General features: G+C 64.5%; 19 protein-coding genes. 13 read left to right on the forward strand and 6 right to left on the reverse strand.

Going from position 1 to position 23,780, the window contains the following annotated elements; genetic code table 11:
- Positions 1-147 precede the first annotated feature (147 nt).
- The 4 genes from IF809_RS01980 to IF809_RS01995 all read left to right on the forward strand — a co-directional run bounded on the left by IF809_RS01980 (position 148) and on the right by IF809_RS01995 (position 6,626).
- On the forward strand, positions 148-1,530 hold the full coding sequence (locus tag IF809_RS01980; protein ID WP_128967391.1) for an ethanolamine ammonia-lyase subunit EutB: 1,383 nt from the start codon (positions 148-150) through the stop codon (positions 1,528-1,530).
- 140 nt (positions 1,531-1,670) lie between these two features.
- Positions 1,671-3,257, forward strand: a complete 1,587-nt coding sequence (locus IF809_RS01985) for a B12-binding domain-containing radical SAM protein (RefSeq protein ID WP_453992023.1) — start codon at positions 1,671-1,673, stop codon at positions 3,255-3,257.
- Positions 3,254-4,039: an ethanolamine ammonia-lyase subunit EutC gene (gene eutC / locus IF809_RS01990; protein ID WP_128967389.1), complete on the forward strand. Its 786-nt coding sequence runs from the start codon at positions 3,254-3,256 to the stop codon at positions 4,037-4,039. Before IF809_RS01985 ends, eutC begins: the two co-directional genes overlap by 4 nt.
- A gap of 220 nt (positions 4,040-4,259) precedes the next feature.
- Positions 4,260-6,626 (forward strand): efflux RND transporter permease subunit, encoded by a 2,367-nt coding sequence (locus IF809_RS01995; protein WP_462836682.1) that lies wholly within the window; start codon positions 4,260-4,262, stop codon positions 6,624-6,626.
- A 113-nt stretch (positions 6,627-6,739) separates the two neighbouring features.
- On the opposite strand, the gene IF809_RS02000 is transcribed toward IF809_RS01995, so the two are convergent.
- Positions 6,740-7,237, reverse strand: a complete 498-nt coding sequence (locus IF809_RS02000) for a hypothetical protein (protein WP_128969409.1) — start codon at positions 7,235-7,237, stop codon at positions 6,740-6,742.
- A 477-nt stretch (positions 7,238-7,714) separates the two neighbouring features.
- On the opposite strand from IF809_RS02000, the gene IF809_RS02005 reads away from it, so the two are divergent.
- The 6 genes from IF809_RS02005 (at position 7,715) to IF809_RS02030 (ending at position 13,855) form a co-directional block, all read left to right on the forward strand.
- Positions 7,715-7,948 carry a hypothetical protein gene (locus IF809_RS02005; protein WP_128967387.1) on the forward strand — a complete coding sequence of 78 codons (234 nt, stop codon included), beginning with the start codon at positions 7,715-7,717 and terminating at the stop codon, positions 7,946-7,948.
- A 189-nt stretch (positions 7,949-8,137) separates the two neighbouring features.
- A complete protein-coding gene (hpnC, locus tag IF809_RS02010; protein ID WP_462836683.1) occupies positions 8,138-9,022 on the forward strand; it encodes a squalene synthase HpnC in 885 nt (294 codons plus the stop codon).
- Positions 9,012-9,851 (forward strand): presqualene diphosphate synthase HpnD, encoded by an 840-nt coding sequence (gene hpnD / locus IF809_RS02015; protein WP_453979735.1) that lies wholly within the window; start codon positions 9,012-9,014, stop codon positions 9,849-9,851. The genes hpnC and hpnD overlap by 11 nt, the downstream gene beginning before the upstream one ends.
- The gene (gene hpnE / locus IF809_RS02020; RefSeq protein WP_462836684.1) at positions 9,851-11,107 is read left to right on the forward strand and encodes a hydroxysqualene dehydroxylase HpnE; all 1,257 of its coding nucleotides are present in this window, start codon (positions 9,851-9,853) and stop codon (positions 11,105-11,107) included. Before hpnD ends, hpnE begins: the two co-directional genes overlap by 1 nt.
- A 49-nt stretch (positions 11,108-11,156) precedes the next feature.
- The gene (shc, locus tag IF809_RS02025; RefSeq protein WP_462836685.1) at positions 11,157-13,109 is read left to right on the forward strand and encodes a squalene--hopene cyclase; all 1,953 of its coding nucleotides are present in this window, start codon (positions 11,157-11,159) and stop codon (positions 13,107-13,109) included.
- A complete protein-coding gene (locus IF809_RS02030) occupies positions 13,106-13,855 on the forward strand; it encodes a phosphorylase (RefSeq protein WP_164938796.1) in 750 nt (249 codons plus the stop codon). Before shc ends, IF809_RS02030 begins: the two co-directional genes overlap by 4 nt.
- 204 nt (positions 13,856-14,059) lie before the next feature.
- Here the strand turns inward: IF809_RS02030 and IF809_RS02035 are convergent, their stop codons facing one another.
- Positions 14,060-14,905, reverse strand: a complete 846-nt coding sequence (locus tag IF809_RS02035; protein WP_462836686.1) for a hypothetical protein — start codon at positions 14,903-14,905, stop codon at positions 14,060-14,062.
- 192 nt (positions 14,906-15,097) lie between these two features.
- On the opposite strand from IF809_RS02035, the gene IF809_RS02040 reads away from it, so the two are divergent.
- Positions 15,098-15,547: an ester cyclase gene (locus IF809_RS02040; RefSeq protein WP_453979730.1), complete on the forward strand. Its 450-nt coding sequence runs from the start codon at positions 15,098-15,100 to the stop codon at positions 15,545-15,547.
- Between the two features lie 338 nt (positions 15,548-15,885).
- Here the strand turns inward: IF809_RS02040 and hpnH are convergent, their stop codons facing one another.
- Both hpnH and ispH read right to left on the reverse strand, forming a co-directional pair.
- Positions 15,886-17,046, reverse strand: a complete 1,161-nt coding sequence (gene hpnH, locus IF809_RS02045) for an adenosyl-hopene transferase HpnH (RefSeq protein ID WP_128967379.1) — start codon at positions 17,044-17,046, stop codon at positions 15,886-15,888.
- Between the two features lie 34 nt (positions 17,047-17,080).
- Complete coding sequence (gene ispH, locus IF809_RS02050) at positions 17,081-18,007, reverse strand: 4-hydroxy-3-methylbut-2-enyl diphosphate reductase (RefSeq protein ID WP_128967378.1); 927 nt, start codon at positions 18,005-18,007, stop codon at positions 17,081-17,083.
- Between the two features lie 457 nt (positions 18,008-18,464).
- Here ispH and hpnN point away from each other — a divergent pair, with 457 nt between their 5' ends.
- Positions 18,465-21,053, forward strand: a complete 2,589-nt coding sequence (gene hpnN / locus IF809_RS02055; protein ID WP_453979728.1) for a hopanoid transporter HpnN — start codon at positions 18,465-18,467, stop codon at positions 21,051-21,053.
- Here hpnN and IF809_RS02060 read toward each other — a convergent pair.
- A complete protein-coding gene (locus IF809_RS02060) occupies positions 21,021-21,638 on the reverse strand; it encodes a DUF2147 domain-containing protein (RefSeq protein WP_453992005.1) in 618 nt (205 codons plus the stop codon). The genes hpnN and IF809_RS02060 overlap by 33 nt on opposite strands.
- Positions 21,639-21,780: 142 nt before the next feature.
- Here IF809_RS02060 and hpnO point away from each other — a divergent pair, with 142 nt between their 5' ends.
- Complete coding sequence (hpnO, locus tag IF809_RS02065; protein ID WP_128967375.1) at positions 21,781-23,172, forward strand: aminobacteriohopanetriol synthase HpnO; 1,392 nt, start codon at positions 21,781-21,783, stop codon at positions 23,170-23,172.
- 36 nt (positions 23,173-23,208) lie between these two features.
- On the opposite strand, the gene IF809_RS02070 is transcribed toward hpnO, so the two are convergent.
- Positions 23,209-23,568, reverse strand: a complete 360-nt coding sequence (locus IF809_RS02070; protein ID WP_128967374.1) for a hypothetical protein — start codon at positions 23,566-23,568, stop codon at positions 23,209-23,211.
- Positions 23,569-23,780: the final 212 nt, after the last annotated feature.

Here is a 23,780-nt window from a genome sequence, read left to right on the forward strand (position 1 = left end):
GGTTCCCGGCAGGTCGGTCCCGAGGATCGGCCGGATGCGCCAAACATCGGCGTGCATACCGGCGGCCGAGCGCGTATTCCCTGAGTTCAGCGCCGGCTTCAGGATCGATTGAGGTCGGCCACTGGCCGAGGATTTCAGGAGGGGCCTTTGGTCTACCGCCACACGATCGACGCCACGACCTACACGTTCTCCGACCTGCGCGACCTCCTGGCCAAGGCCACGCCTCCGCGCTCCGGCGACCGCCTGGCCGGGCTCGCCGCTGGGAGCGCCGAGCAGATGATCGCCGCGCGGATGGCCCTCGCGGACATCTCCCTCGGTCAATTCCTCAACGAGGCCGTCATTCCTTATGAGACCGACGAGGTTACCCGGCTCGTCATCGACAGCCACGACGCCAGGGCGTTCGCGCCGGTGGCTTCGCTGACGGTCGGGGCGTTCCGCGACTGGCTGCTGTCGGACGCGGCCACGCCTGAGGTCCTGCGCAAGCTCGCCCCGGGGGTCACGCCCGAGATGGCGGCCGCGGTGTCGAAGCTGATGCGCAACCAGGACCTGATTCTGGCGGCGCGGAAATGCGAGGTCACGACGGCGTTCCGTAACACCATCGGCCTGAAGGGCCGGATGAGTACGCGGCTCCAGCCCAACCATCCTTTTGACGATGCGAGGGGCATCACCGCCTCGATCCTCGATGGCCTGCTGCTCGGGGCCGGTGATGCCTGCATCGGCATCAATCCGGCGAGCGATGATCCCGCCGTGATCGCCCAATTGCTGCGGCTGCTCGATGAAATCGTCGCGCGGCTGAAAATCCCGACGCAGGGCTGCGTGCTGACCCATGTCACGACGACGCTGTCGCTGATCGGGCAGGGCGTGCCGGTCGACCTTGTCTTCCAGTCGGTCGCCGGCACCGAGGCCGCCAACCGAAGCTTTGGTATCGACCTCGCGCTGCTGAAAGAGGCGCAGGCGGCGGGACTGTCGCAGAAGCGCGGCACGGTCGGCGCGAACGTCATGTATTTCGAGACCGGCCAGGGTTCGGCGTTGTCGGCCAACGCCCATCACGGCGTCGATCAGCAGACTTGCGAGGCGCGCGCGTATGCGGTGGCCCGCGCCTTTGCGCCCTTGCTGGTCAACAGCGTGGTCGGCTTCATCGGCCCGGAATATCTCTACGACGGCAAGGAGATCATCCGGGCGGGGCTGGAGGATCATTTCTGCGGCAAGCTGCTCGGCCTGCCGCTCGGGGTCGACATCTGCTACACCAACCATGCCGAGGCGGACCAGGACGACATGGACAATCTGCTGACGCTGCTCGCCGCCGCCGGCGTCAGCTTCATCATGGGGGTGCCGGGCGCCGACGACGTCATGCTGAATTACCAGTCGACGTCGTTTCACGACGCGCTCTATGTCCGTGACGTCTTCGCCCTGCGCCGCGCGCCGGAATTCGACGATTGGCTGGCGCAGTCAGGCATCGCAGGCGCTGATTTCCGCCTGGCCGGTGATGCAGGCCTGCTGCCCGATTTTGCTGCGCGGCTGATCGCCTGACCCCGCGGCGCGAAGGAAACCATCCGTCCTTCCAGGAATTATGCTCGCGCCACAATATTGAGAAATTCCGGCGGCAGCATTACGCTATGTGTCTGGCTGGCAATTTCCGCAACCAGGTCGAGCGTGGCGGGGGAGCTTGAATGCGAGCTGAAAGCAACGGTACGTCGCGGCGGATTCTCTGCGTTTTTCCGCGTTACACGTCCTCGTTCGGTACCTTCGAGCACGCCTATCCGCTGACCGATGGCGTTCGCGCCTTCATGCCGCCGCAGGGGCTGCTGCTGATCTCCGCCTACCTGCCCAGGGAGTGGCAGGTGAAGTTCGTCGACGAGAATCTCCGCCGCACGACCAAGGAAGAATTCGAATGGGCCGAAGCCGTCTTCGTCAGCGGCATGCACATCCAGCGCCAGCAGATGAACGACATCTGCCGCCGTGCCCATGAATTCGATCTGCCGGTCGCGCTCGGCGGCCCCTCGGTCAGCGCCTGTCCCGACTATTATCCCTCGTTCGACTATCTCCATGTCGGCGAGCTCGGCGATGCCACCAACCAGCTGATCGAGATTCTGTCGCGCGATACCTCGCGGCCCGAAAGCCAGGTGGTGCTCGCCACCAAGGACCGGGTGCCGATGACGGAGTTTCCGATCCCGGCCTATGAGCTCGCCGACGTGAAGCGCTATTTCCTCGGCAGCATTCAGTATTCCAGCGGCTGTCCCTATCAGTGCGAGTTCTGCGACATCCCCGGCCTGTACGGCCGCAATCCGCGCATCAAGACGCCGGAGCAGATCATCGCCGAGCTCGACCGCCTGCGCGAATGCGGCATGACCGACACCGTCTATTTCGTCGACGACAACTTCATCGGCAACCGCAAGGCGGCGCTGGACCTGCTCCCGCATCTGATCGAGTGGCAGAAGAAGACCGGCTATGTGACAAGGCTCGCCTGCGAGGCGACGCTCAACATCGCCAAGCGCCCTGAGATCCTCGAGAAGATGCGCGAGGCCTATTTCATCACCATCTTCTGCGGCATCGAGACGCCGGACCCGGATGCGCTGAGAGCGATGCAGAAGGACCACAACATGATGGTCCCGATCCTGGAGGGCGTGCGCACCATCAACTCCTACGGTATGGAGGTGGTCTCGGGCATCATCATGGGGCTCGACACCGACAAGCCGAACACGGCTGATGCGCTGCTCGCCTTCGTCGAGGAGTCCCGGATTCCGCTGCTCACCATCAACCTGCTGCAGGCCTTGCCGAAGACGCCGCTATGGGATCGTCTCGAGCGCGAGGGGCGTCTGCTCGACGACGACGGCCGCGATTCCAACGTCGACTTCCTGCTGCCCTATGACGAGGTCGTGGCGTCCTGGAAGCACGCCATGAACGTCGCCTACGCGCCCGAGAAAGTATTCGCGCGCTTCCAGCATCAATGCGACCACGTCTATGTGAACCGCCTCAAGATGCCGGTGCCGGACGAGATGAAGAACTGGCCGAACATCCGGCGCGGTCTCGTCATGCTGCGCAACATCTTCTGGAAGGTCGGCGTTCTCGGCGACTACAGGCGCGTATTCTGGAAGTTCGCGCTGGGGCGCATCAAGCGCGGCGATATCGAGGGCCTGATCGGCTGCACCGTCATCGCGCATCATCTCATCACCTTTGCGCGCGCGGCCTCCAGCGGCAAGCAGAACGCGTCGAACTATTCGATCAGGCTGCGCGAAGCGTCCGTCCCCGCCGAATGAACGACAAGCCCGTTCCGGCCCGCCCGACCGTCGACCTCCGATCGTTCACGCCTGCGCGCGTTGCGCTCGGGCGGAGCGGGGCGAGCCTGCCGACCAAGCCGCTGCTCGATTTCACGCTGGCCCATGCCCGCGCGCGCGATGCCGTACATGCCGTCTTCGACGGCCCGCGTCTTATGACCGAGGTGAGGGCGCTCGGCCTTGCCGCCACCGAGGTCACGAGCCGGGCCGCCGATCGCGGCGATTATCTGCGCCGGCCGGATCTCGGACGGCAGCTCGATCCCCCCTCCGCTGCGGCGCTGGCGGAGGTCGCCATTGCGCCATGCCAGCTTGCGATCGTCATCGGCGATGGATTGTCGGCCGCCGCGGTCCATGCCCATTCCGTCGCGCTGCTGCAAAGCTTGCTGCCGCGGCTCGGCGAGGGCGAGGCCGTCGCGACCGGCCGTGTCGTCGTCGCCTCAGGCGCGCGCGTCGCGCTCGCCGACGAGATCGGCGCTATCCTCGGCGCCCGCATGGTCCTGATGCTGATCGGCGAGCGGCCGGGCCTGTCGGCGCCCGACAGCCTCGGGGCCTATCTGACCTTTGCGCCCAGGCCCGGCCTGACCGACGCCGATCGCAACTGTGTCTCGAATATCCACAAGGCCGGGTTGAGCTATGACGAGGCGGCCCTCAAGATCGCCTGGCTCGTGCGCGAGGGGCTGGCGCGGCAGGTCACGGGCGTGGCGCTCAAGGACGAGAGCGCGGACCGCGCGCCGCGTCGAATCGGCGCGACTGAGCCGGATTGACCGGCATTCTGGCGAAATCGCCGCATCTTGATCTGTTGGCAGCCCTCTGGTGCGCTTGCGAGGGGGGCTTTAGACCTGCTAAACCGCTGCCGGCGATTTTCCGCGCATTTTCAAAGGGCAAGCCTCCCATTGGCAAACCTCCCATTGGTATGGCGTTTTCAAGCCGTTCGCGGAGCGCAATAAGCTCACAGCTAGAGCCGATTGAGGAACTGGACAAGGCATGCTCGAAAAGCACAGCGAGAGTGAGGTTCATGTCGACAAGGTCGAGCAGGGGCCTGCGTCCTCGATCGCCTTCGGGCTGGAGCGCCTCGGGCTGATCGCGGTCCGGGCGCCGATCGTCTCCTGCATCGTCCTGCTCGCGCTGATCGTCGCCGCGGTGTTCGGCATCGAGCGGATCAAGATCGACGATTCGCTCTCGCAGCTGTTCCGCTCCAACACCCAGGAATTCCGCCAGTACGAAGAGGTCACGAAAAAGTTCCCGGCCGAGGAGTTCGACGTTCTCGTCGTGGTCGAGGGCAAGACCCTGCTGGCGCGGAACAACCTCGAGAAGCTGCGCGACTTCGTCACCGATCTGCAACTGGTCGAGGGCACCCGCGGCCTCGTTTCGCTGTTCTCGGCGCGTCAGGCGCCGGCGCCGGGCAAGCTGCCGGCGGCGCTGTTTCCGGCCGAGCTGCCCGAGGGGGCGGCCTACGACCAGTTCATCGAGACCGTGAAGAACAACGAGATCATCCGCGGCAAGCTGCTGTCGGAGGACGGCACGCTCGCGCTGGTCGTGCTGTCGCTCGATCCGCAGGTGGTCGCCTCCAGCAAGCTCGGCAAGGTCGTCGGCGACATCCGCGCGCTGATGAAGGACGATCTCGGCGACACCGGGCTCAACGTGCAGCTCTCCGGCGTGCCGGTGATGCAGCTCGAGATCCGCAACGCTGTCGAGCGCGACGGCCTCACCTACAACATCCTCGGCATTCTCGCCGGCTGCATCATCGCCATCATCTTCTTCCGCAAGATATCGTTCATGGTGGTGGCGGCGTTCCCGCCGATGATCGCGATCCTGATCGCGCTCGGCGCGCTCGGCTGGGCCAACTTCAATCTCAACATGTTCCTGAACGTGATGACGCCGCTCATCATGGTGATCTCGTTCTCGGACTCGATGCAGCTCACCTTCGCCGCGCGCGACCGGCTGATCGCCGGCCAGGACAAGTTCACCGCGTTCAAGAACGCGGTGCTGGTGGTGGGCCCGGCCTGCGTGCTGACGCACGGCACCGCCGGCATTTCCTTCATCGCGCTGCAGTTCTCCAATTCCGACCTGATCCGTAAATTCGGCGAGGCCGGTCTCGCCGCGACCATCATCGCGCTGATCACGGTGCTGTCGCTGGTGCCGGTGTTCGGCGTGCTGTTCGTGCGCAACGAGAAGATCTTCGCGGTCAAGTTCCAGAGCGCCGATGCCGGCGTGCAGGCGCTGCGCAATTTCTGCTACTGGATCGCAGTGCGCATGGTCGGCCGGCCCGGCCTGTTCAGCCTGATCGCGCTGCTGTTCGTGGCCAGCCTCGGCGTCATCTACGCCAATCTTCAGCCGCGCTACCGGCTCGCCGACCAGGTGCCGGACAAGCGTCAGGCGGTTGCCGCCAGCAACCGGCTCGATGCCAAGCTGACCGGCGCCAATCCGGTCAACGTGCTGATCCAGTTCCCCAAGGGGGAATCGCTCTATTCGCCTGAGACGTTGCAAGCCATCGCTGACGTGCACGCGACCGTCGAGAAAGCGGCCGGCGTCGGCAACGTCTGGTCGCTGGAGACGCTGCGCCGCTGGCTGGCGGAAAAGGCCGGCAGCGCGGACGTCGCGACGCTGAAGGAATATGTGGGCGTGATCCCCGAGCATCTGGTGCGGCGCTTCATCGACGCCGAGCAGGACGCTGTGGTCGTGGCCGGCCGCGTGCCGGACAAGGATTCCAGCCAACTCCTGCCGATCGTCGACAAGCTCGATTCCGAGCTCGACGCTGTCCGCAAGAAGCATCCCGGCTATGAGATCGCCGTCACCGGTCTTGCCGCCATCGCCGCGCGCAACTCGGCCGGCATGATCGAGAAGCTGAACCGCGGCCTCACCGTCGAATTCGCGCTGGTTGCGATCTTCATCGGCCTTGCCTTCCGTTCCTGGGTGGTGATGTTCGCCTGCATCCTGCCGGGCATCTTCCCGGTGGTGATGTCGGGCACGGTGCTGTGGGCGATGGGCGAGGGGCTGCAATTCGCCAGCGTCGTCGCGCTCACCGTCTCGTTCGGCCTCGGCCTCTCCGCGACCATCCACTTCCTCAACCGCCTGCGATTGGAGAGCAAGCCCGGCGTCGGCTCGGCGCTCGCGGTGGAGCGCGCCACCGTGCTGGTTGGCCCGGCGCTGATCCTGACCACGGTGGTGCTGGCCTGCGGCCTCGTCGTCACCGTGTTCTCGGATTTGCCGTCGCTGCGGCTGTTCGGCTGGCTCAGCGCTTTTTCGATGGTGGCGGCGCTGGTCGCCGACCTGTTCATCCTGCGGCCGACGGCGATGTGGCTGATCAATCTGCACGCCAGGCTTCAAGGCCCGGACAAGCCCGCGATCTGAGCGGGCTTGGTGAAGTGCGTCTAGTCTAGCTGGCGCATTCAGCAGGCATCACGCAAAAAGCCCCCGGCTCGCGAGAACCGGGGGCCTGTTTCTCTTGGAAGCGGGAAGGGCGATCAGCTCTTGGTCATCGTGATGTTGACGCCGCGGATCTCGCCCTTGGACGAGATCTGCACCGTCTGCTTGGCGCCATTGGTGCGAAGAGACAGGTTGGCGGCAAAACCGTTGGCCTCGACGAACACGTCGATCTGGCCGCCGCCGGCGGTGCCCTGGAGGTTGCCGAAGATGTTGCGGTTGGATTCGCTCCAATTGCCGGAGATACGCTCGCCTTGGCTGGTCACGTCGCTGGTGAGGTCGAACTTGTAGCTGTCGGAGGCGCAGTGCAGCGCCTGCTTGAGGTTGAGGCCGGTGCCGGCGACCTTGTAGTCGGCCTTGCAGCGGATGCGCTCGGTCGAGCCGTCGGACAGCGACACCGTGCCGGTGCCGCTCCAGGCTCCGTTGAAGCCGGCGAACGGTCCGGACGACTGGGCGTGGCTCGCCGCAACTGAGAAGAGCAGCGCCGCGCCAATGCCGGCTGCCTTGATTGCCAGTTCAGATCGTCCAATGAATTTCATCATCAATATCCCGTTTTGGAACGACGCCCCGTTGATCACGGGGCAGTCTCGCCACATCGAAAGTTTAGTGTTGTGAGCCGGTGTCAGGTTCAAGAGGCGCACCCGGGCTCAAGGCCTGACGGCTGATGGCGCTTTGCGCCCGGAGGGCCCGTCACCGACCCGCCCCGATTTCTCTCTGTTTCAAGGTGTTTCTGGCAGAAAAGGCCGGGCGGACAGATGCAGCTCTGCAACAGGTATGCAGTAAAACGCCGAGCGCCAGAATTGTGACGTAGTATCAATCCCTTACATCTGTCAATGAAGGTTGAGGGAAGTCCTGGTTTGGCAGGCGCGGCGCCAATTTGGCCGCATTTGCCAGCGCTTGTGGTCTTCTCCGGTGCCGCTCTCATCCCGCGGTAACTTGCCATCAGAACAATCTGTTCCGTCGGCCCTGTGCTGTCCGGGATCGGTGCGATTCTGCCGTCAGAATGAAGGAATACAATGCGTAAGCTTCTCGTCGCCCTCACCGTGCTGTCGGCCACCCTGTCCACTGCTGCGTTCGCCCAGCAGGGGCGTGGCACGGACGCCGAGCAGAAGGCCTGCACGCGCGATGTGCAGAAGTACTGCCGTCCGGTCATCGACCAGGGCGATTTCACCATCCTGGCCTGCCTCAAGGAGAACCGGGCCAAGATCTCGCAGGCCTGCGACCAGGTCCTGAAGAACCATAACCAGTAAGTTCGGCCATTGGCCCACAAAGGCGGCCGCGGGCCGCCTTTTTCAGGCCGGATCGGGAAGGGCTGCCGTCGCGAGACAGGATTGGTTTTGCGGCCGTATTCCCCTATATGGGGGCCGCGGCGGCGTCGCCGGCATGAGCCCGCGAGCGCAAAAGCCCTTTCTGTCCAAACGATTGTTGATCAGCCCTCGATGACCTCTGCGAGCGAATTGCGATCCGGCAAGGGTGACCGCGACGAGAATTTTCCCGTCGCGTCCTGGATCATTCATCCGCGTCATCGCGCGCTGATCCTGGCCTATTACAATTTCGTCCGCACCGCCGACGACATCGCCGACCATGCGACCCTGCCGGCGGACGAAAAGCTTCGCTATCTGGACCTGCTCGAGGCGGAACTGCTCGGCAAGGGCGACACCCAGACGGAGGCCGTCGCCTTGCGGCGCGCGCTGGCCGAGCGCGGCATGGCGCCGCGCCACGCGCTCGATGTGCTGATCGCGTTCCGCATGGACGTGACCAAGCTGCGCTACGAGAGCTGGGACGAAGTCATCCACTATTGCCGCTATTCGGCGATGCCGGTCGGCCGCTTCATGCTCGACGTCCACGGCGAGAGCACCTCGACCTGGGCGGCGTCGGACGCGCTTTGCGCGGGCCTGCAGATCAACAACCACCTCCAGGATTGCGGCAAGGATTTTCGCGAGCTCAATCGCGTCTATCTGCCGCGCGATGCGCTGGCAGCACACGGCGCCTCGGTCGAGCAGCTCGGCCTCGCGCAATCGGCGCCGGCGATGCTGGCCTGCCTGCAGTCGCTCGCCGCGCGCAACGAGGCGCTGCTCAATCAGGGCAGGTCACTCGCTGCCGAGATCAGGGATGTCCGCCTCGGCGTCGACGTCGCGGTGATCCAGGCCTACGCCGACCGCATCGTGCGCCTCTTGAAGGTGCGCGATCCCTTGCGCGAGCGCGTGCATCTGAACAAGTTCGAACTGCTCACCTTCAGCCTTGCCGGCATCGCCGGTGAACTCGGCCGCCGTGCGCTCGGCCGCAAGGCCATCACAAATCCGGGGACTGCCCATGACGCTTGAGGCGACCGCGCCCGGCGCCGATTATGGCTCGTCCGCATCGAGCAGCTCCTTCTACGCTGCGATGCGGATCCTGCCGCGCGACCAGCGCGAGGCGATGTTCCAGATCTACAGCTTCTGCCGTCAGGTCGACGACATCGCCGATTCCGACGGTCCGCGCGATGCGCGGCTGGCCGCGCTCCAGCAATGGCGCAACGACATCGATGCGCTCTATCAGGGCAATCCGCCGCCGCGGCTGAAGGACTACGTCGCCTCGGTGAAGACCTTCGGATTGAAGCGCGAGGATTTCATCGCCATCGTCGACGGCATGGAGATGGATGTGCCGCAGGACATCCGCGCGCCGGACATGGCGACGCTGGATCTCTATTGCGACCGGGTCGCCAGCGCGGTGGGACGTCTGTCGGTGCGAGTGTTCGGCCTGCCGGAAGAGGACGGCATCCTGCTCGCCTACCATCTCGGCCGCGCGCTCCAGCTCACCAACATCCTGCGCGACATCGACGAGGACGCAGGCCTCGGCCGGCTCTATCTGCCGCGTGAGGCGCTGCTGCATGCCGGAATCACCTCCAACGATCCGAACCGCGTGATCGCCGAGCGGGCGCTGCCGAAAGTGTGCCTGCCGCTGGCGCAGCGCGCGAAGGCGCATTTCGAGAAGTCGGACGAGATCATGAACCGCAACAGGCGCCGCGCGGTGCGCGCGCCGCGGATCATGTCGAAATACTACCATTCCATCCTGGACCTCCTGATCGCGCGCGGCTTCACGGCGCCGCGCGAGCCGGTGCGTGTGTCGAAGATCACACGCATCTTGATCCTGCTCCGCTACGCTTTCATCTGATGCAAAACACGGCTCACATCATCGGCGCTGGAATTTCCGGCCTCTCCGCCGCTGTGCGGCTCGCCAATGCCGGCTTCAAGGTCGCCGTGCACGAGGCGACGCACCAGGCCGGCGGCCGCTGCCGCTCATATTTCGACGGCGCCACCAACCTCACCATCGACAACGGCAATCACCTGCTGCTGTCCGGCAACAGCCACGCGCGGGCCTATGCGCGCGCGATCGGTACCGAGGCGGGGCTCGTCGGACCCGCGAGCGCGCAATTTCCCTTCGTCGACATCAAGACCGGGCAGCGCTGGCAGATCGATCTCGGCACGGGCCGGTGGCCGACCTGGGTGCTCGACGAGAGCCGCCGCGTGCCCGACACCGGCCTCACCGATTATCTCAAGCTCGCGCCGCTGATCTGGGCCTCCGAACAGACGCTGGTCGGCAAGTCGATTCCGACCGAAGGCGTTCTCTATCAGCGCCTGGTGCAGCCGCTGCTGCTCGCCGCGCTCAATGTCGATCCGCCCGAGGGCTCGGCCGGGCTCGCCGGCGCCATCGTGCGCGAGACGCTGCTTGCGGGGGGGCAGGCCTGCCGTCCGTTGATCGCGCGCGACGGGCTCAGCGCCGTGCTGATCGAGCCTGCCGTGAAATTCCTGACCGAGCGCGGCCACACGGTTCAGCTCGGCCACGAGCTGCGCTCTTTTATCAGCGCCGACGGCAAGGTCAGCGCGCTCAATTTCGGCGGCGAGGACGTGATCCAGCTCGCTGCAGGTGACGTGGTCGTGATGGCGGTGCCGCCGCGCGCGGCGACCAGCCTGCTGCCGGGCCTGACCGCGCCGACCGAATTCCGCGCCATCGTCAACGCGCATTTCCGCTTTGAACCGCCGCCGGGCTCGGCGCCGATCCTCGGCGTGATCGGCGGCGTCGTGGAATGGCTGTTCGCCTTCCCGAACCGGCTCTCCGTCACCATCAGCAACGGCGACCGCCTCGTCGACCTCCAGCGCGAGGAGCTGGCGCAGGCGATCTGGAACGACGTCTGCAAGGCGGGCGGCGTCTCCGGCGAACTGCCGCCCTGGCAGATCGTGCGCGAGCGCCGTGCCACATTTGCGGCAACACCGGCCCAGAATGCCCTGCGTCCGGGGCCGGTCACCGCGCTGAAAAACCTGTTTCTCGCCGGCGACTGGACTGCTACGGGATTGCCTGCAACGATCGAGGGATCGGTCCGGTCGGGTGATCGCGCCGCCGATCTTGTCCTCGCCGCAAAGCGGCCCTGACGGCCATGTGCCGGTCATTTTCAATCGACGCCAGGAGCAATCGAGCGACATGGATGCTGTGAACGCGATCAGCCGTGAAGCTTTGGAATCGAGCATTGCGTCGGCCACGCAAGGCGTGCTCGGCTTTCAGCAACCCGACGGCCACTGGGTCTTCGAGCTCGAAGCCGACTGCACCATTCCGGCCGAATACATCCTGCTGCGCCACTATCTGGCCGAGCCCGTCGACACCGCGCTCGAGGTCAAGATCGGCAACTATCTCCGCCGCGTCCAGGGCGCCCATGGCGGCTGGCCCCTGGTGCATGACGGCGAGTTCGACATGAGCGCCAGCGTGAAGGCGTACTTCGCGCTGAAGATGATCGGCGATTCCGTGGACGCGCCGCACATGGTGCGTGCGCGCGAGGCGATCCACGCGCGCGGCGGTGCGATCAACAGCAACGTCTTCACCCGTTTCCTGCTGGCGACCTTCGGCGTCATGACCTGGCGCGCGGTGCCGGTGCTGCCGATCGAGATTGTGCTGTTGCCGTTCTGGTCGCCGTTCCACCTCAACAAGATCTCCTACTGGGCACGCACCACCATGGTGCCGTTGATGGTGATCGCCGCGCTGAAGCCGCTGGCGAAGAATCCCAAGCGCGTCGGCATCGACGAATTGTTCCTGCAGGATCCGCGCTCGATCGGCATGACCGCGAAGGCGCCGCATCAGAGCATGGCCTGGTTCGTGCTGTTCCGCGCGCTCGACGGCATTTTGCGCGTGGTCGAGCCGATGTTTCCGAAGAGCCTGCGCCAGCGCGCGATCGACGCCGCGCTCGCCTTCATCGAGGAGCGGCTCAACGGCGAGGACGGCATGGGTGCGATCTATCCGCCGATGGCCAACATCGTCATGATGTATGACGCGCTCGGCAAGGACGAGAATTATCCGCCGCGCGCGACCACGCGCCGGGGCATCGACAAGCTGCTCGTCATCAAGGGCGATGAGGCCTATTGCCAGCCCTGCGTCTCGCCGGTGTGGGACACGACGCTGACGGCGCACGCGCTGCTGGAAGCCGGCGGCGACAAGGCGGTGCCCGCGGCCAAGCAGGGCCTCGACTGGCTGATCCCCAAGCAGGAGCTCGAGGTGAAGGGCGACTGGGCGGTGAAGCGGCCGGATGTGCGTCCGGGCGGCTGGGCCTTCCAGTACAACAATGCGCATTACCCCGACCTCGACGACACCGCCGTGGTGGTGATGTCGATGGACCGCATGCGCCGCGAGCACGGCGTCGCCGGCTATGATGCCGCGATCGATCGCGGCCGGGAGTGGATCGAGGGCATGCAAAGCGACGACGGCGGCTGGGCGGCCTTCGACGTCAACAACCTCGAATACTACCTGAACAACATTCCGTTCTCGGACCATGGCGCGCTGCTCGATCCGCCGACCGAGGACGTCACCGCGCGCTGCATCTCGATGCTGGCCCAGCTCGGCCAGACCGAGGCGACCAGCAAGCAGGTCGCCGCCGGCGTCGCTTTCTTGCGCAAGACCCAGCACCCGGAGGGGTCCTGGTACGGCCGGTGGGGCATGAACTTCATCTATGGAACCTGGTCGGTGCTCTGCGCCCTCAATATGGCCGGCGTCGACCAGAAGGATCCCATGATCCGGAAGGCCGCGGCCTGGCTCACCTCGATCCAGAACGAGGACGGCGGCTGGGGCGAGGACGCCGTCAGCTACCGGCTGGATTACAAGGGATGGGAAGCCGCCCCCTCGACCGCCTCGCAAACGGCATGGGCCTTGCTTGCCCTGATGGCCGCGGGCGAGGTTGATCACCCGGCCGTCGCCCGCGGGGTGGAGTACCTGATTGCAACACAAGGCGAAAAAGGACTGTGGGACGAGCAGCGGTACACCGCCACGGGCTTCCCCCGCGTGTTCTATCTGCGATATCATGGTTACCCGAAGTTCTTTCCGCTGTGGGCGCTGGCGCGATATCGGAACTTGCGGAACACCAACAGCAGGGTGGTAGGGGTCGGAATGTGACTTTGGGGACGGGGGACTATCTTACCGCGGGCAATGCCATTGATCCGCGGCCGATCCTGATCGTGACTGGATTGGTTCAGGAGGCCCGCATCGCGGCCGGGCCGGGCATGGCCGTGATCTGCTCATCCAGCAGCCCGACCCAGTTGCGGGCGCTGCTGACCGTGGTCGACCCTGATACGATTCGCGGCGTGATCTCGTTCGGCGTGGCCGGGGGGCTCGACCCGAGCTTGCGGTCCGGCGACGTCGTCGTGGCGACCGAGGTGCTCTCGGGCGACGCCCGCTGGGCCGCCGGCCTGTCGCTCAGCGACGATCTCATCGACAAGCTGACCTCCGGCCGCCGCCGCGTCGTGCGCGGCAGCCTCGCCGGCGCCGAGGAAGTGGTCACCGGCTCCTCGTGCAAGGCGGCGCTGCATTCCGAGACCGGCGCCTCCGCCGTCGACATGGAAAGCCACATCGCCGCCGCCTATGCCGCCGAGGCCGGCCTGCCGTTCGCGGCCGTGCGCGTCATCAGCGACCCCGCCCACCGCGCACTGCCGGCGCTCGCCCGCGCCGCCATCAAGCCGAACGGCCAGATCGACCTCGCCGCCGTCCTGCGCGGCATCGTCCGCAATCCGGCGACGCTGCATGCGCTGGTCTCGACCGGCATCGACTTCAACCGCGCGCTGCGTAGCTTGCGCGGCTGCCGCGACTTCCTGATCGGGACGGAGCTGGTGGACAGCGAAGCGCTGGTGGCCGAGACGATCTGAGCGGGATTGGCGAACTACTGAAAAGCAAGGCCCGGTCGCATTGGCGATTGGGCCTTTTCTTTTGGGCCCGCGGCCCCTCGGCAATTGCGGTGAGAGCCGTACTTCTTCTGTCGCAGCGCTGTTCGCGCTGAGCTCCGCGACCATGCAAGGCCCATCATGCTTCGTGCCTCGTAAAGTTGATGGGTCTCGCTTGGCTCCGCCATCCTACGCGCTAGGTTTGCTTCTTCGAAACAGCGCCTCGAGACTGTAGATGCCGGCGGCGAGATAGACCGTATCGGCGGCGCCACGGATGACGAGGTCGGCGACCGAGACCGCCGAGATCAGCGCATAAAAGAGCTGGACCATGAGCCAGAATATCCCGAGCGTCGCGGCGACGCGCAGCGGCTTTTGCAGCGGTGTCGCCGCGGGGAAGGCAGAGCCTGCCAGCCAATGGAAGGCGCCCATGCTGAGCCCGCAGGCCACGGTCCAGATCAAGGTGCCGGCCGGCCGCGCGATGTAGCCGGAGGCGATGTGCAGGACGGGATAGGAGACGAGGTAGCGTCCCCCGACATAGAAGAGCGCGACCCACAGCATCGACCACCAGGGTGCAATCTCGACAGCCGGTCCTTGTCGCAGGCCATCCTTCGGACGGACGAAGCGGTCGAGCAACAAGCCGAGCAGGAGATAGGGAAGCGCGTCGGCGACCGCGGTGATGATCTCCGCCCTGAGTGGGGTCGGGAAAACGAATGCGGATTCCAGGACGCCGAAGAACATGATGAGCGCAATCGGCATGAAGAAGCGCTGATGGGCCGGAAGAGCCAATCCGCCGAGCGAGGGGCGCACGCGAAGGAAGACTGCCGCGAGGAATCCGAACATCAGAAGGAAACCGGCGACGGCCGCGAGCGGAAAGGTGCCGTTTCTGACGAAGACACTCTGCGGCAGGCCGTTGTCGAAATAGTCGAAGTCGAACGTCCAGGAAAACAAGCGATGCAGGGCCACATCGACCATGACGCAGAGGAGGACGATCAGCGCGGCCGACGCGTAGGGTGTTCGCGTGTGCTGTGTGTGCATGGCGGACTCCGAACCAGCTGAGGCGCAGATGGACCCTAGCGACGCTGGTCGAGCGGTTCTTGAGCAATCGCAAACGGGAAGGGGCTGATCGGTCGCGGCGCTATTTGCGGCTTGTCGGAAATCGGGTCGTCGGCGCGGGCCTTGCGCGCCTATGGTCGGTGCACGGTTAGAGCAGAACAAGGAGCGACACTCATGTCGAAGGAAGAGGACAACAAGGCCATCGTCGGCCGCTGGTTCGAGGGCTTTTGGGGCAATCCCTTCAACCCCGATATCGTAGAGGAGCTCGCCGCGCCCGACATGCTGCTGCAATATTCGCTGCACGAGCCGCGGCGCGGGCGCGACGAGGTGATGAAGTTCATCACCGGCTTCCGGCAGGCCTTCCCGGACCTCAAGTTCTGGGGCACGGCGGATCTCATCGCGGAGGGCGATCAGGTGGTGGGCCGCTGGGAAGGCGGCGGAACGCACACCGGCCCCGCCTTCGGTGATTTCCTGATCGGATCGCTTCCGGCCAACTCCGGGCGCAAGATGCACTTTACCGGAACGACAGTTCTCCGCGTCAGGGAGGGCCGGATTGTCGAGGAGATCGGGCTGGATGACGGCGCGACGGCGCTGCAGCAGCTCGGCATCCTCAGGGCGGCGTGAGGATCATCGTCCGCGAGGGGACGATGGACCTCGGATGAAGATAACCCTGGCCTTGCAGAAGGTGCGTCTCACGAAACACCGTGCGGGCGCAATTTACGAAAAGGCCAGCTTGGCATAGTGCCACTGTGTTGCCCGACGGGTCAACCGAATTTCGTAAAAAACGAAGCTCGCCGATCTGGATCCCGGCAGCGAGCAACCGCGCGTCTACTGTGCATGGGGTTGTTTTCTATCTTTTCCAATGGAGGTCCCGTGCACAGAGGGCCGCTCGCGCCGAGCAAAACAAAAGGCCCGATCGCCATCGGCGACCGGGCCTCGTTCGTTCGTAATGGTTCGCGCGCTCAAGCGGCCGTTGAAGCCTTTCGCGCCGCCTTCGCCGCGGCGGCTTCGGCTTCGTCCTTGCGGATCTCCGAGAGCTTCTTCTGGACCTGCTCGGAGAAGATGTACTGCGCCGGGCGCTGCTTCGACATGTCGATCTCCGGCGCCATCGGACCTGAGGTCTTGATGCCGCGCAGTGACACCCACATCGCCTTGAGCGGGTTGTTGAGGGCCGCGGTCGCCGCCGTCGGCTCGTAGCCGCAATGGGCCATGCAGTCGGCGCACTTCTCGTAGCGGCCGGTGCCGTAGCTGTCCCAGTCGGTCGTCTCCATCAGCTCCTTGAAGGTTTTGGCGTAGCCTTCACCGAGCAGGTAGCAGGGCTTCTGCCAGCCGAAGATGTTGCGCGCGGGCATGCCCCACGGCGTGCACTCGTATTCCTGGTTGCCGGCGAGGAAGTCGAGGAACAGGCCGGAGTGCATGAAATTCCACTTCTTGCCCTTGCCGAGCGCAAAGACGTCGCGGAACAGCTTCTTGGTCTTGGTGCGGTTGAGGAAGTGCTCCTGGTCCGGCGCGCGCTCATAGGCATAGCCGGGCGACATCGAGACGCCGACACCGAGCTCGACGGTGAGGTCGAGGAATTTCGCGATCTCCTCGGCCGGATGGCCGTCGAAGATGGTGGCGTTGACGTTGACGGTGAAGCCGCGCGCCTTCGCCGCCTTGATCGCGGACACGGCACGGTCGAACACACCCTGCTGCGACACGGCCTTGTCGTGGTGGTCACGCAGGCCGTCGAGATGCACGGAGAAGAACAGGTAAGGCGAGGGCTCGAACAAATCGAGCTTCTTCTCGAGCAGCAGGGCGTTTGTGCAGAGCGAGACGAACTTCTTGCGCGCGACGAGGCCGCGCACGATCTCGCCGATCTCCTTGTGGATCAGCGGCTCGCCGCCGGGAATCGCCACCATCGGCGCGCCGCACTCGTCGGCCGCGTCCCAGCACTCCTGCGCGGTCATGCGGCGGTTGAGGATCGCGTCCGGATAGTCGATCTTGCCGCAGCCGACGCAGGCGAGGTTGCAGCGGAACAGCGGCTCCAGCATCAGCACGAGCGGATAGCGTTTGCGGCCAAGCAGTTTCTGCTTGAGCAAATAGCCGCCGATACGCATTTCCTTGAAGAAGGGGATTGCCATTACAGGTTTCTTTCTGGGCTTGAAATTCGGTAGGTCAGCTCGCAGCCAACTGGGCCGGAAGCCTGAATTCGATGTTTTCCTCGTGGCCGGGAAGCACCGAGACCGTCACCGGTCCGATCCGCCGCAGCGCTTCGATCACGTCATCCACCAGCACCTCGGGCGCCGAGGCGCCGGCCGTGAGGCCGACGGTCCTGGCACCCTTCAACCACTCGGGATTGAGCTCGCTGCCATCGGCGATCAGATAACTCGCGACGCCGGCCTCAGTGCCGATTTCGCGGAGCCGGTTCGAGTTCGAGCTATTGGCAGCACCCACCACCAAGATCACGTCGACCAGCTTGCTCAAGTCCCTTACCGCAGATTGGCGGTTCTGTGTCGCATAGCAGATATCCCGGATGTCAGGGCCTTGAATATCTGTAAATTTGGCTTGAAGAGCCCCGATGATGTCCCTGGTGTCGTCGACCGACAGGGTGGTCTGGGTGATGTAGGCCATTGGCGTATCTGCCGGGAGCGCCAGGGCCTTGGCCTCCTCGACGCTCTGAACCAGCAGGACGGGCCCTGGGACCTGGCCCACCGTGCCCTCGACCTCGGGGTGGCCGGCATGACCGATCAGGACCAGGGTACGGCCTTTGGCGATATAGCGCTTCCCCTGATTGTGAACTTTCGTGACCAGCGGGCAGGTGGCATTCAGCACCGGCAGGTCGCGCGCGGCGGCCTCTTCCTCGACGCTGCGGGCGACGCCATGGGCGCTGAAAACGGTCACGGCCTTCGGCGGAACCTCCGACAGCTCCTCGACGAAGATCGCGCCCTTGGCCTTCAGGCTTTCGACGACGTATTTGTTGTGCACGATCTCATGGCGCACGTAGACCGGCGGGCCGTATTTCTCCAGCGCCCGCTCCACGATGTCGATCGCGCGCACCACCCCCGCGCAAAAGCCGCGCGGCTGGGCCAGATAAACTTCCATGGGACGCCCATCACGCAAGTTGCACCAATCTGCTCAATTGTCCCCGTGGCACCCAGATAGGGGCGCATGTTGTACGGGCCGATGCTGCAATAACCGCATCATAGGTTCGCGGCTGCGGTAACTGCCCACCCGGTTCCGGCAGCACTTTGTGTCAAAAAATCGGCAATCAGGAAAGGTAGGAATGAGCCGCGGGCTCCGGCGACGGGCGATTTTTGGTATTATAATGCAGCCTTTCAGGCCGGCAAGGCGACGATATTTGTCGCAGACTCCTCCGTCACTTTAACGCCTCAAGTCGCCGGCTATACCGGCCGTCCCGCATGATTTTGCCATCGTTTTTCGCCGTTTACCTCGAACCTTGTTACGGTGAGAACGACCCAAAACGGCAATAGGTTTCGCCCGGGAACTCCGCTAAACAGCGGGCGTTTCCGGCAAGCTGTTAACACTAGAAAGAAAAGATGTGCTGCAGAGCGTAGTCGTTGCCATCGTCAGGGCCTGTACCCGGTTTGCCTCCCTCGTCGTCGTTCTCGGGCTCCTGCTGGCGGTGGGGGCGGGCTATTACACGTCCCGGCACTTTGCCATCAACACCGACATCAACTCCCTGATTGCTCAGAATTTGGACTGGCGGCAGCGCGACCAGCAATTCGACCGCGCCTTCGACCGCGACGCGACGATTCTCGCAGTCGTCGAGGCCAAGACGCCGGAGATGGCAACCGCCGCGGCCGATGCGCTCTTTGCCAAGCTGAAGGACAACAAGACCGAATTCCAGTCGATGCAGCAGCTCGGCACCGGCGAGTTCTTCGAGAAGAACGGCCTGCTGTTCCTGCCGACCGAGGAGGTCGCCAAGATCACCGGCCAGTTCGAATCCGCAGCTCCCTTGATCGAGATCATGGCCGGCGATCCGTCGATCCGCGGCCTGACCGGCGCGCTGGAGACCGGACTTGCCGGCGTCAAGCGTGGCCAGGTCAAGCTCGACAACACCGCGCGGCCGTTCAACCAGATCGCACAGACGGTCGAGACCGTGCTCAACAAGGGCAATGCCAGCTTCTCCTGGCGCGAGCTCGTCAGCGACGAGCCGCTGAAGGATTCCGACAAGCGCGCCTTCATCGAGTTCAAGCCAATTCTCGACTACAACGCGTTGGAGCCCGGCAAGGGCGCCACCGACGCGATCCGTAAAGCTGCAGCCGATCTCGACTTTGCGACCAAATATCAGGCGCGGGTCCGGCTGACGGGCCCGGTCCCGATTGCCAACGAGGAATATGCGACGGTCCAGGAAGGCGCCGTCGTCAACGGCATCGGTACGGTGCTGGTCGTGCTGTTCATCCTGTGGCTGGCCCTGCATTCGGCGAAGATCATCTTCGCCGTGTTCGTCAATCTTTTCGTCGGCCTCGCGATCACCACCGCCGCCGGCTTGATGATGGTCGGCTCGCTCAATCTGCTGTCGATCGCGTTTGCGGTGCTGTTCGTCGGCCTCGGCGTCGATTTCGGCATCCAATACAGCGTCCGCTACCGCTCGGAGCGTTACAAGGTCGATGATCTCCGCAAAGCGCTGGTGCTTGCCGCCAGACGCTCCGCCATCCCGCTGTCGCTCGCGGCGATGGCCACCGCGGCCGGATTCCTCTGTTTCATCCCGACCGACTACAAAGGCATCGCAGAGCTCGGTCAGATCGCCGGCGTCGGCATGCTGGTGGCGTTCATCTCCTCGATCACCGTCCTGCCGGCGCTCCTGAAGCTGCTGAACCCGCCCGGCGAGAAGGAGCCGGTGGGGTACGCCTTCCTCGCGCCGCTCGATCATTTCCTCGAAAAGCACCGCGTGCTGGTCGTCGGCGGCACGCTGTTCCTGGCGGTCGCCGGCCTGCCGCTGCTCTATTTCATGAAGTTCGACTTCAACCCGATGAACCTGCGCAACCCGAACGCGGAGTCGATCGCGACCTTCCTCGACCTGCGCAAGGATCCCAACACCGGCGCCAACGCCATCAACGTGATGACTACGTCGGAAGAGCAGGCCAAGCAGGTCGAGGCGAAGCTCGAGAAGGTGCCGGAGGTGCTGCGGGTGATGTCGCTCGACAGTTTCGTCCCGGAGGACCAGCAGCCGAAGCTGAAGCTGATCGCAGAGGGCGCCAAGATCCTGAACCCCGCACTCAACCCGGACCAGATCGATGCGCCGCCGTCGGATCAGGAGAACGTCGAGTCGCTGAAATCCTCGGTCGACAATCTCCGCCGCACCGCAGCTGACGCCGCCGGCCCGGGCGCGATCGCCTCGCGCCGCCTCGCGGATGCGCTGGAAAAGCTGGCCAACGCGGATGAGGCGACTCGCAACAAGGCGCAGGACGTGTTCGTGACGCCGATGAAGATCGTGTTCAGCCAGCTCAGGAACGCGATGCAGGCCGAACCGGTCACGCTCAAGTCATTGCCGCCCGATCTCGTCAACGCCTGGAAGAGCAAGGACGGCATCATCCGCGTCGAGGCCCAGCCCAAGGGCGATCCGAACGACAACGATACGCTGCGCAAGTTCGCGGCAGCCGTGCTCGCGGCCGAACCGACCGCCATCGGCGGCCCGGTCTCGATCCTGAAATCCGGCGACACCGTCGTGAGGGCGTTCATCCATGCCGGCATTTATGCGCTGCTGGTGATCGGCTTGCTGCTTTGGATCACGCTGCGCCGCCTCGTCGACGTTGCAATGACGCTGGTGCCGTTGCTGGTGGCGGGCGCAGTGACGCTCGAGATTTGCGTCCTGATCGGCTTGCCGCTCAACTTTGCCAATATCGTCGCGTTCCCGCTGCTGCTCGGCGTCGGTGTCGCGTTCAAGATCTACTATGTCGTGGCGTGGCGCTCCGGCAGGACAAACCTGCTTCAAACCAGCCTGACGCGCGCGATCTTCTTCAGCGCGCTGACCACGGCAACCGCATTCGGCAGCCTATGGCTGTCGAGCCATCCTGGTACGTCCAGCATGGGCAAGCTGCTCGCACTCTCGTTGGTGACGACGCTTGCCGCAGTGCTGCTGTTTCAGCCGGCCCTAATGGGCAAACCCCGCAATCTCAGGGAGTAGGCAGATGTCGCCGACGGGATCGGGAGCGCCCTTCTGACCGGGCTTGGCCGCGGCGGCGCTCTTCGGAGCCGCTGCTGCGGCACCGGGGGCCGGCGAAGCCTTGGGCGCCGCTCCGGTGGTTTTGGGCCCGCCCTTGGCCATGGCATTGGCGGTGCTCGCGGGAATCGGCGGACCAACGCGAGTCCAGGTCTCGCCGCCGCACAGGAACCCCAGCACGCAGCCCTTGATCTCGAGCTGGTCGGTGCCGACAGGCGTGATGGTCGCACTATACATCTGACCATCCTTGGCGTTGTAGACCTGACCCTCCCACTGCTCGGCGCCGGGGGTCTTCTTCATGTTGATCAGGGTCGCCATGCCCAATGTCGGCCTGTTCTTTTTTGAGACATCCGGGTTGTTCTCGTCGCGGCCACCGGGCTGCTTTTCCCAGGAAACCGCGCCCCAGATGCTTCCATTGCACTGGGCGACGCGGATATTGGCGACGCCATCGGCGACCCGCCAGTCGCCGGTTGGATCGGCGGCGAGCGCCGGTGTCAGGCCGGCGTAACCGCCAGCCAGTATTATTGCGGTGTAAATGGCCAAACGCATCTGTGTTCCTCGGCAGTGCAACATGGTCTAAAGCTGTGCTTGCGAAGATGGTCCGAAAAAGGGCAAAAGGCCGCACAGACCCTTTTCTGCTTGCTGACCGTTTTCAGTTGACGAAACGGCCCTCAACCGAAGTATGTAGCGGATGAACAGTCCAAATCCAGACATGTCCCACTTGTTCGCGGACCGTCAGGCCCAGCGCAGCGCCCTGCATAATCGGTACCTGAACGAGCAGTTCGTCCGGGTTCTCAAGACCATCGGTTACGACGTCGGCTTCCAGAAGGGGCAGGGGCAGTACCTCTACGATCGCGAGGGGGCGCGCTATCTCGACCTCCTGTCCGGCTTTGGCGTGTTCGCAATCGGGCGCAATCATCCCGTGATGCGCGAGGCGCTGAAAAGCGTGCTCGACGCCGATTTGCCCAATCTCGTCCAGTTCGACGTCTCGACATTGGCGGGCGTCCTGGCTGAGCGGCTGCTGAAATACGTTCCTTATCTCGACAAGGCGTTCTTCGCCAATTCCGGTGCCGAATGCGTCGAGGCGGCGATCAAGTTCGCTCGCGGCGCCACCGGCCGCCCCGGCATCGTCTATTGCGCCCACGGCTATCATGGCCTGACCTATGGTGCGCTGTCGCTGACCGGTGATTCGAACTTCCGCACCGGCTTCGAGCCGTTGCTGCCGGGCTGCACTCCGGTTCCGTTCAACGATCTGGCGGCGCTCGAGAAGGCGCTGGCCTCGCGCGAGGTCGCGGCCTTCGTCGTCGAGCCGATCCAGGGCAAGGGCGTCAACATGCCGTCCGACGAGTTCCTGCCGGGCGCGGCCGCGCTCTGCAAGAAGTACGGCACTCTGTTCGTCGCCGACGAGATTCAGACTGGAATGGGCCGCACCGGCCGCTTCCTCGCGGTCGAGCACTGGAATGTCGAGCCCGACATGGTGCTGCTGTCGAAGTCGCTGTCGGGCGGCCACGTGCCTGTTGGCGCCGTGCTCACGCGCAAGAGCATCTTCGACAAGATCTTCAATCAGATGGACCGCGCCGTGGTGCACGGTTCGACTTTCTCCAAGAACGACCTCGCGATGGCTGCGGGCATCGCCACGCTGGACGTGATGGAATCGGAGAAGCTGATCGATGCCGCGGCCAAGCGCGGCGCCGAGCTTCGCCTCGCGCTGACGCGCATGGTGCCCGGCTACGAGCTTCTGAAGGAAGTGCGCGGCAAGGGCCTGATGATCGGCATCGAGTTCGGCCCGCCGAAATCGCTGCGGCTGCGGGCCTCCTGGAACGTGCTCGAGGCCGCCAACAAGGGCCTGTTCTGCCAGCTCATCACCGTCCCGTTGTTCAAGGATCACAAGATCCTGACGCAGGTCGCGGGCCACGGCAGCCATACCATCAAGCTGCTGCCCCCGCTCACCATCACCGAAGAAGACTGCAGCTGGATCGAGCGCGCCTTCGACGAAGTCATCGCCGGCAGCCACAAGGTCCCCGGCGCGATCTGGTCGCTCGGCAAGACGCTGGTCGACAACGCGGTGCGGCGTTCGGCGTAAGGCCGGCCGTTCAGGCGGGTTCAGGCCGTATCCACCTCAGTGGGCAAAGACCGTATTGAACAGCGGAAGGACGTCGCTGTTCTTTTCGACGGCGAGAATGGCGCGGTGTTGCGTTGCATAGAGGATCGGGATGTCTATCCAGTCCTCGTTTCGGATCAGCAGCGAATTTTTGGACGCATCCTGCGGCACCGCGGACAGGCCGATCAGGAATTGCGTGTCGTCGACCCTCACCGAGAGCGCGGTAATGGGTGCACCCTTGGCCTGCTCGTTGGCCTTCATGAGAAGGCCCATGACCTGTTTGATCTTGCCAGCGGCAAAGCCTGGAGCGACATCGATCTGCACTGTATGAGTGGCAGGCAATGTGGGATCGAAATTGCGGCGGATGGAGAGCGTCATTCGCAGGCTTCGCGAAGGCACCTCGACGCTTCCGCGTATCGTGACGTCGCCCGATGGTGCGGAGGCATCGGCCGTCGGTTCAACCCGCCAGGTGATTTGTCCCTCTGCGCGATGACCCTTTGGATCGCTCAGGTCTTCCTCGTAGAGGACGGCTCGCATCGTGGTGGCGAGTCCATCGCGGGCTGCTACGGGCCCGGAAGCCGCTATCGTCC

It is taken from the genome of Bradyrhizobium sp. UFLA06-24, assembly GCF_054967145.1.

Coding starts and splice junctions, on each gene's coding strand:
- IF809_RS01985 (WP_453992023.1), top strand. CDS start 1,671: ATGCGAGCTGAAAGCAACGGTACGTCGCGGCGGATTCTCTGCGTTTTT.
- eutC (WP_128967389.1), top strand. CDS start 3,254: ATGAACGACAAGCCCGTTCCGGCCCGCCCGACCGTCGACCTCCGATCG.
- IF809_RS01995 (WP_462836682.1), top strand. CDS start 4,260: ATGCTCGAAAAGCACAGCGAGAGTGAGGTTCATGTCGACAAGGTCGAG.
- IF809_RS02000 (WP_128969409.1), bottom strand. CDS start 7,237: ATGAAATTCATTGGACGATCTGAACTGGCAATCAAGGCAGCCGGCATT.
- IF809_RS02005 (WP_128967387.1), top strand. CDS start 7,715: ATGCGTAAGCTTCTCGTCGCCCTCACCGTGCTGTCGGCCACCCTGTCC.
- hpnC (WP_462836683.1), top strand. CDS start 8,138: ATGACCTCTGCGAGCGAATTGCGATCCGGCAAGGGTGACCGCGACGAG.
- hpnD (WP_453979735.1), top strand. CDS start 9,012: ATGACGCTTGAGGCGACCGCGCCCGGCGCCGATTATGGCTCGTCCGCA.
- hpnE (WP_462836684.1), top strand. CDS start 9,851: ATGCAAAACACGGCTCACATCATCGGCGCTGGAATTTCCGGCCTCTCC.
- shc (WP_462836685.1), top strand. CDS start 11,157: ATGGATGCTGTGAACGCGATCAGCCGTGAAGCTTTGGAATCGAGCATT.
- IF809_RS02035 (WP_462836686.1), bottom strand. CDS start 14,905: ATGCACACACAGCACACGCGAACACCCTACGCGTCGGCCGCGCTGATC.
- IF809_RS02040 (WP_453979730.1), top strand. CDS start 15,098: ATGTCGAAGGAAGAGGACAACAAGGCCATCGTCGGCCGCTGGTTCGAG.
- hpnH (WP_128967379.1), bottom strand. CDS start 17,046: ATGGCAATCCCCTTCTTCAAGGAAATGCGTATCGGCGGCTATTTGCTC.
- ispH (WP_128967378.1), bottom strand. CDS start 18,007: ATGGAAGTTTATCTGGCCCAGCCGCGCGGCTTTTGCGCGGGGGTGGTG.
- IF809_RS02060 (WP_453992005.1), bottom strand. CDS start 21,638: ATGCGTTTGGCCATTTACACCGCAATAATACTGGCTGGCGGTTACGCC.
- hpnO (WP_128967375.1), top strand. CDS start 21,781: ATGAACAGTCCAAATCCAGACATGTCCCACTTGTTCGCGGACCGTCAG.
- IF809_RS02070 (WP_128967374.1), bottom strand. CDS start 23,568: ATGACGCTCTCCATCCGCCGCAATTTCGATCCCACATTGCCTGCCACT.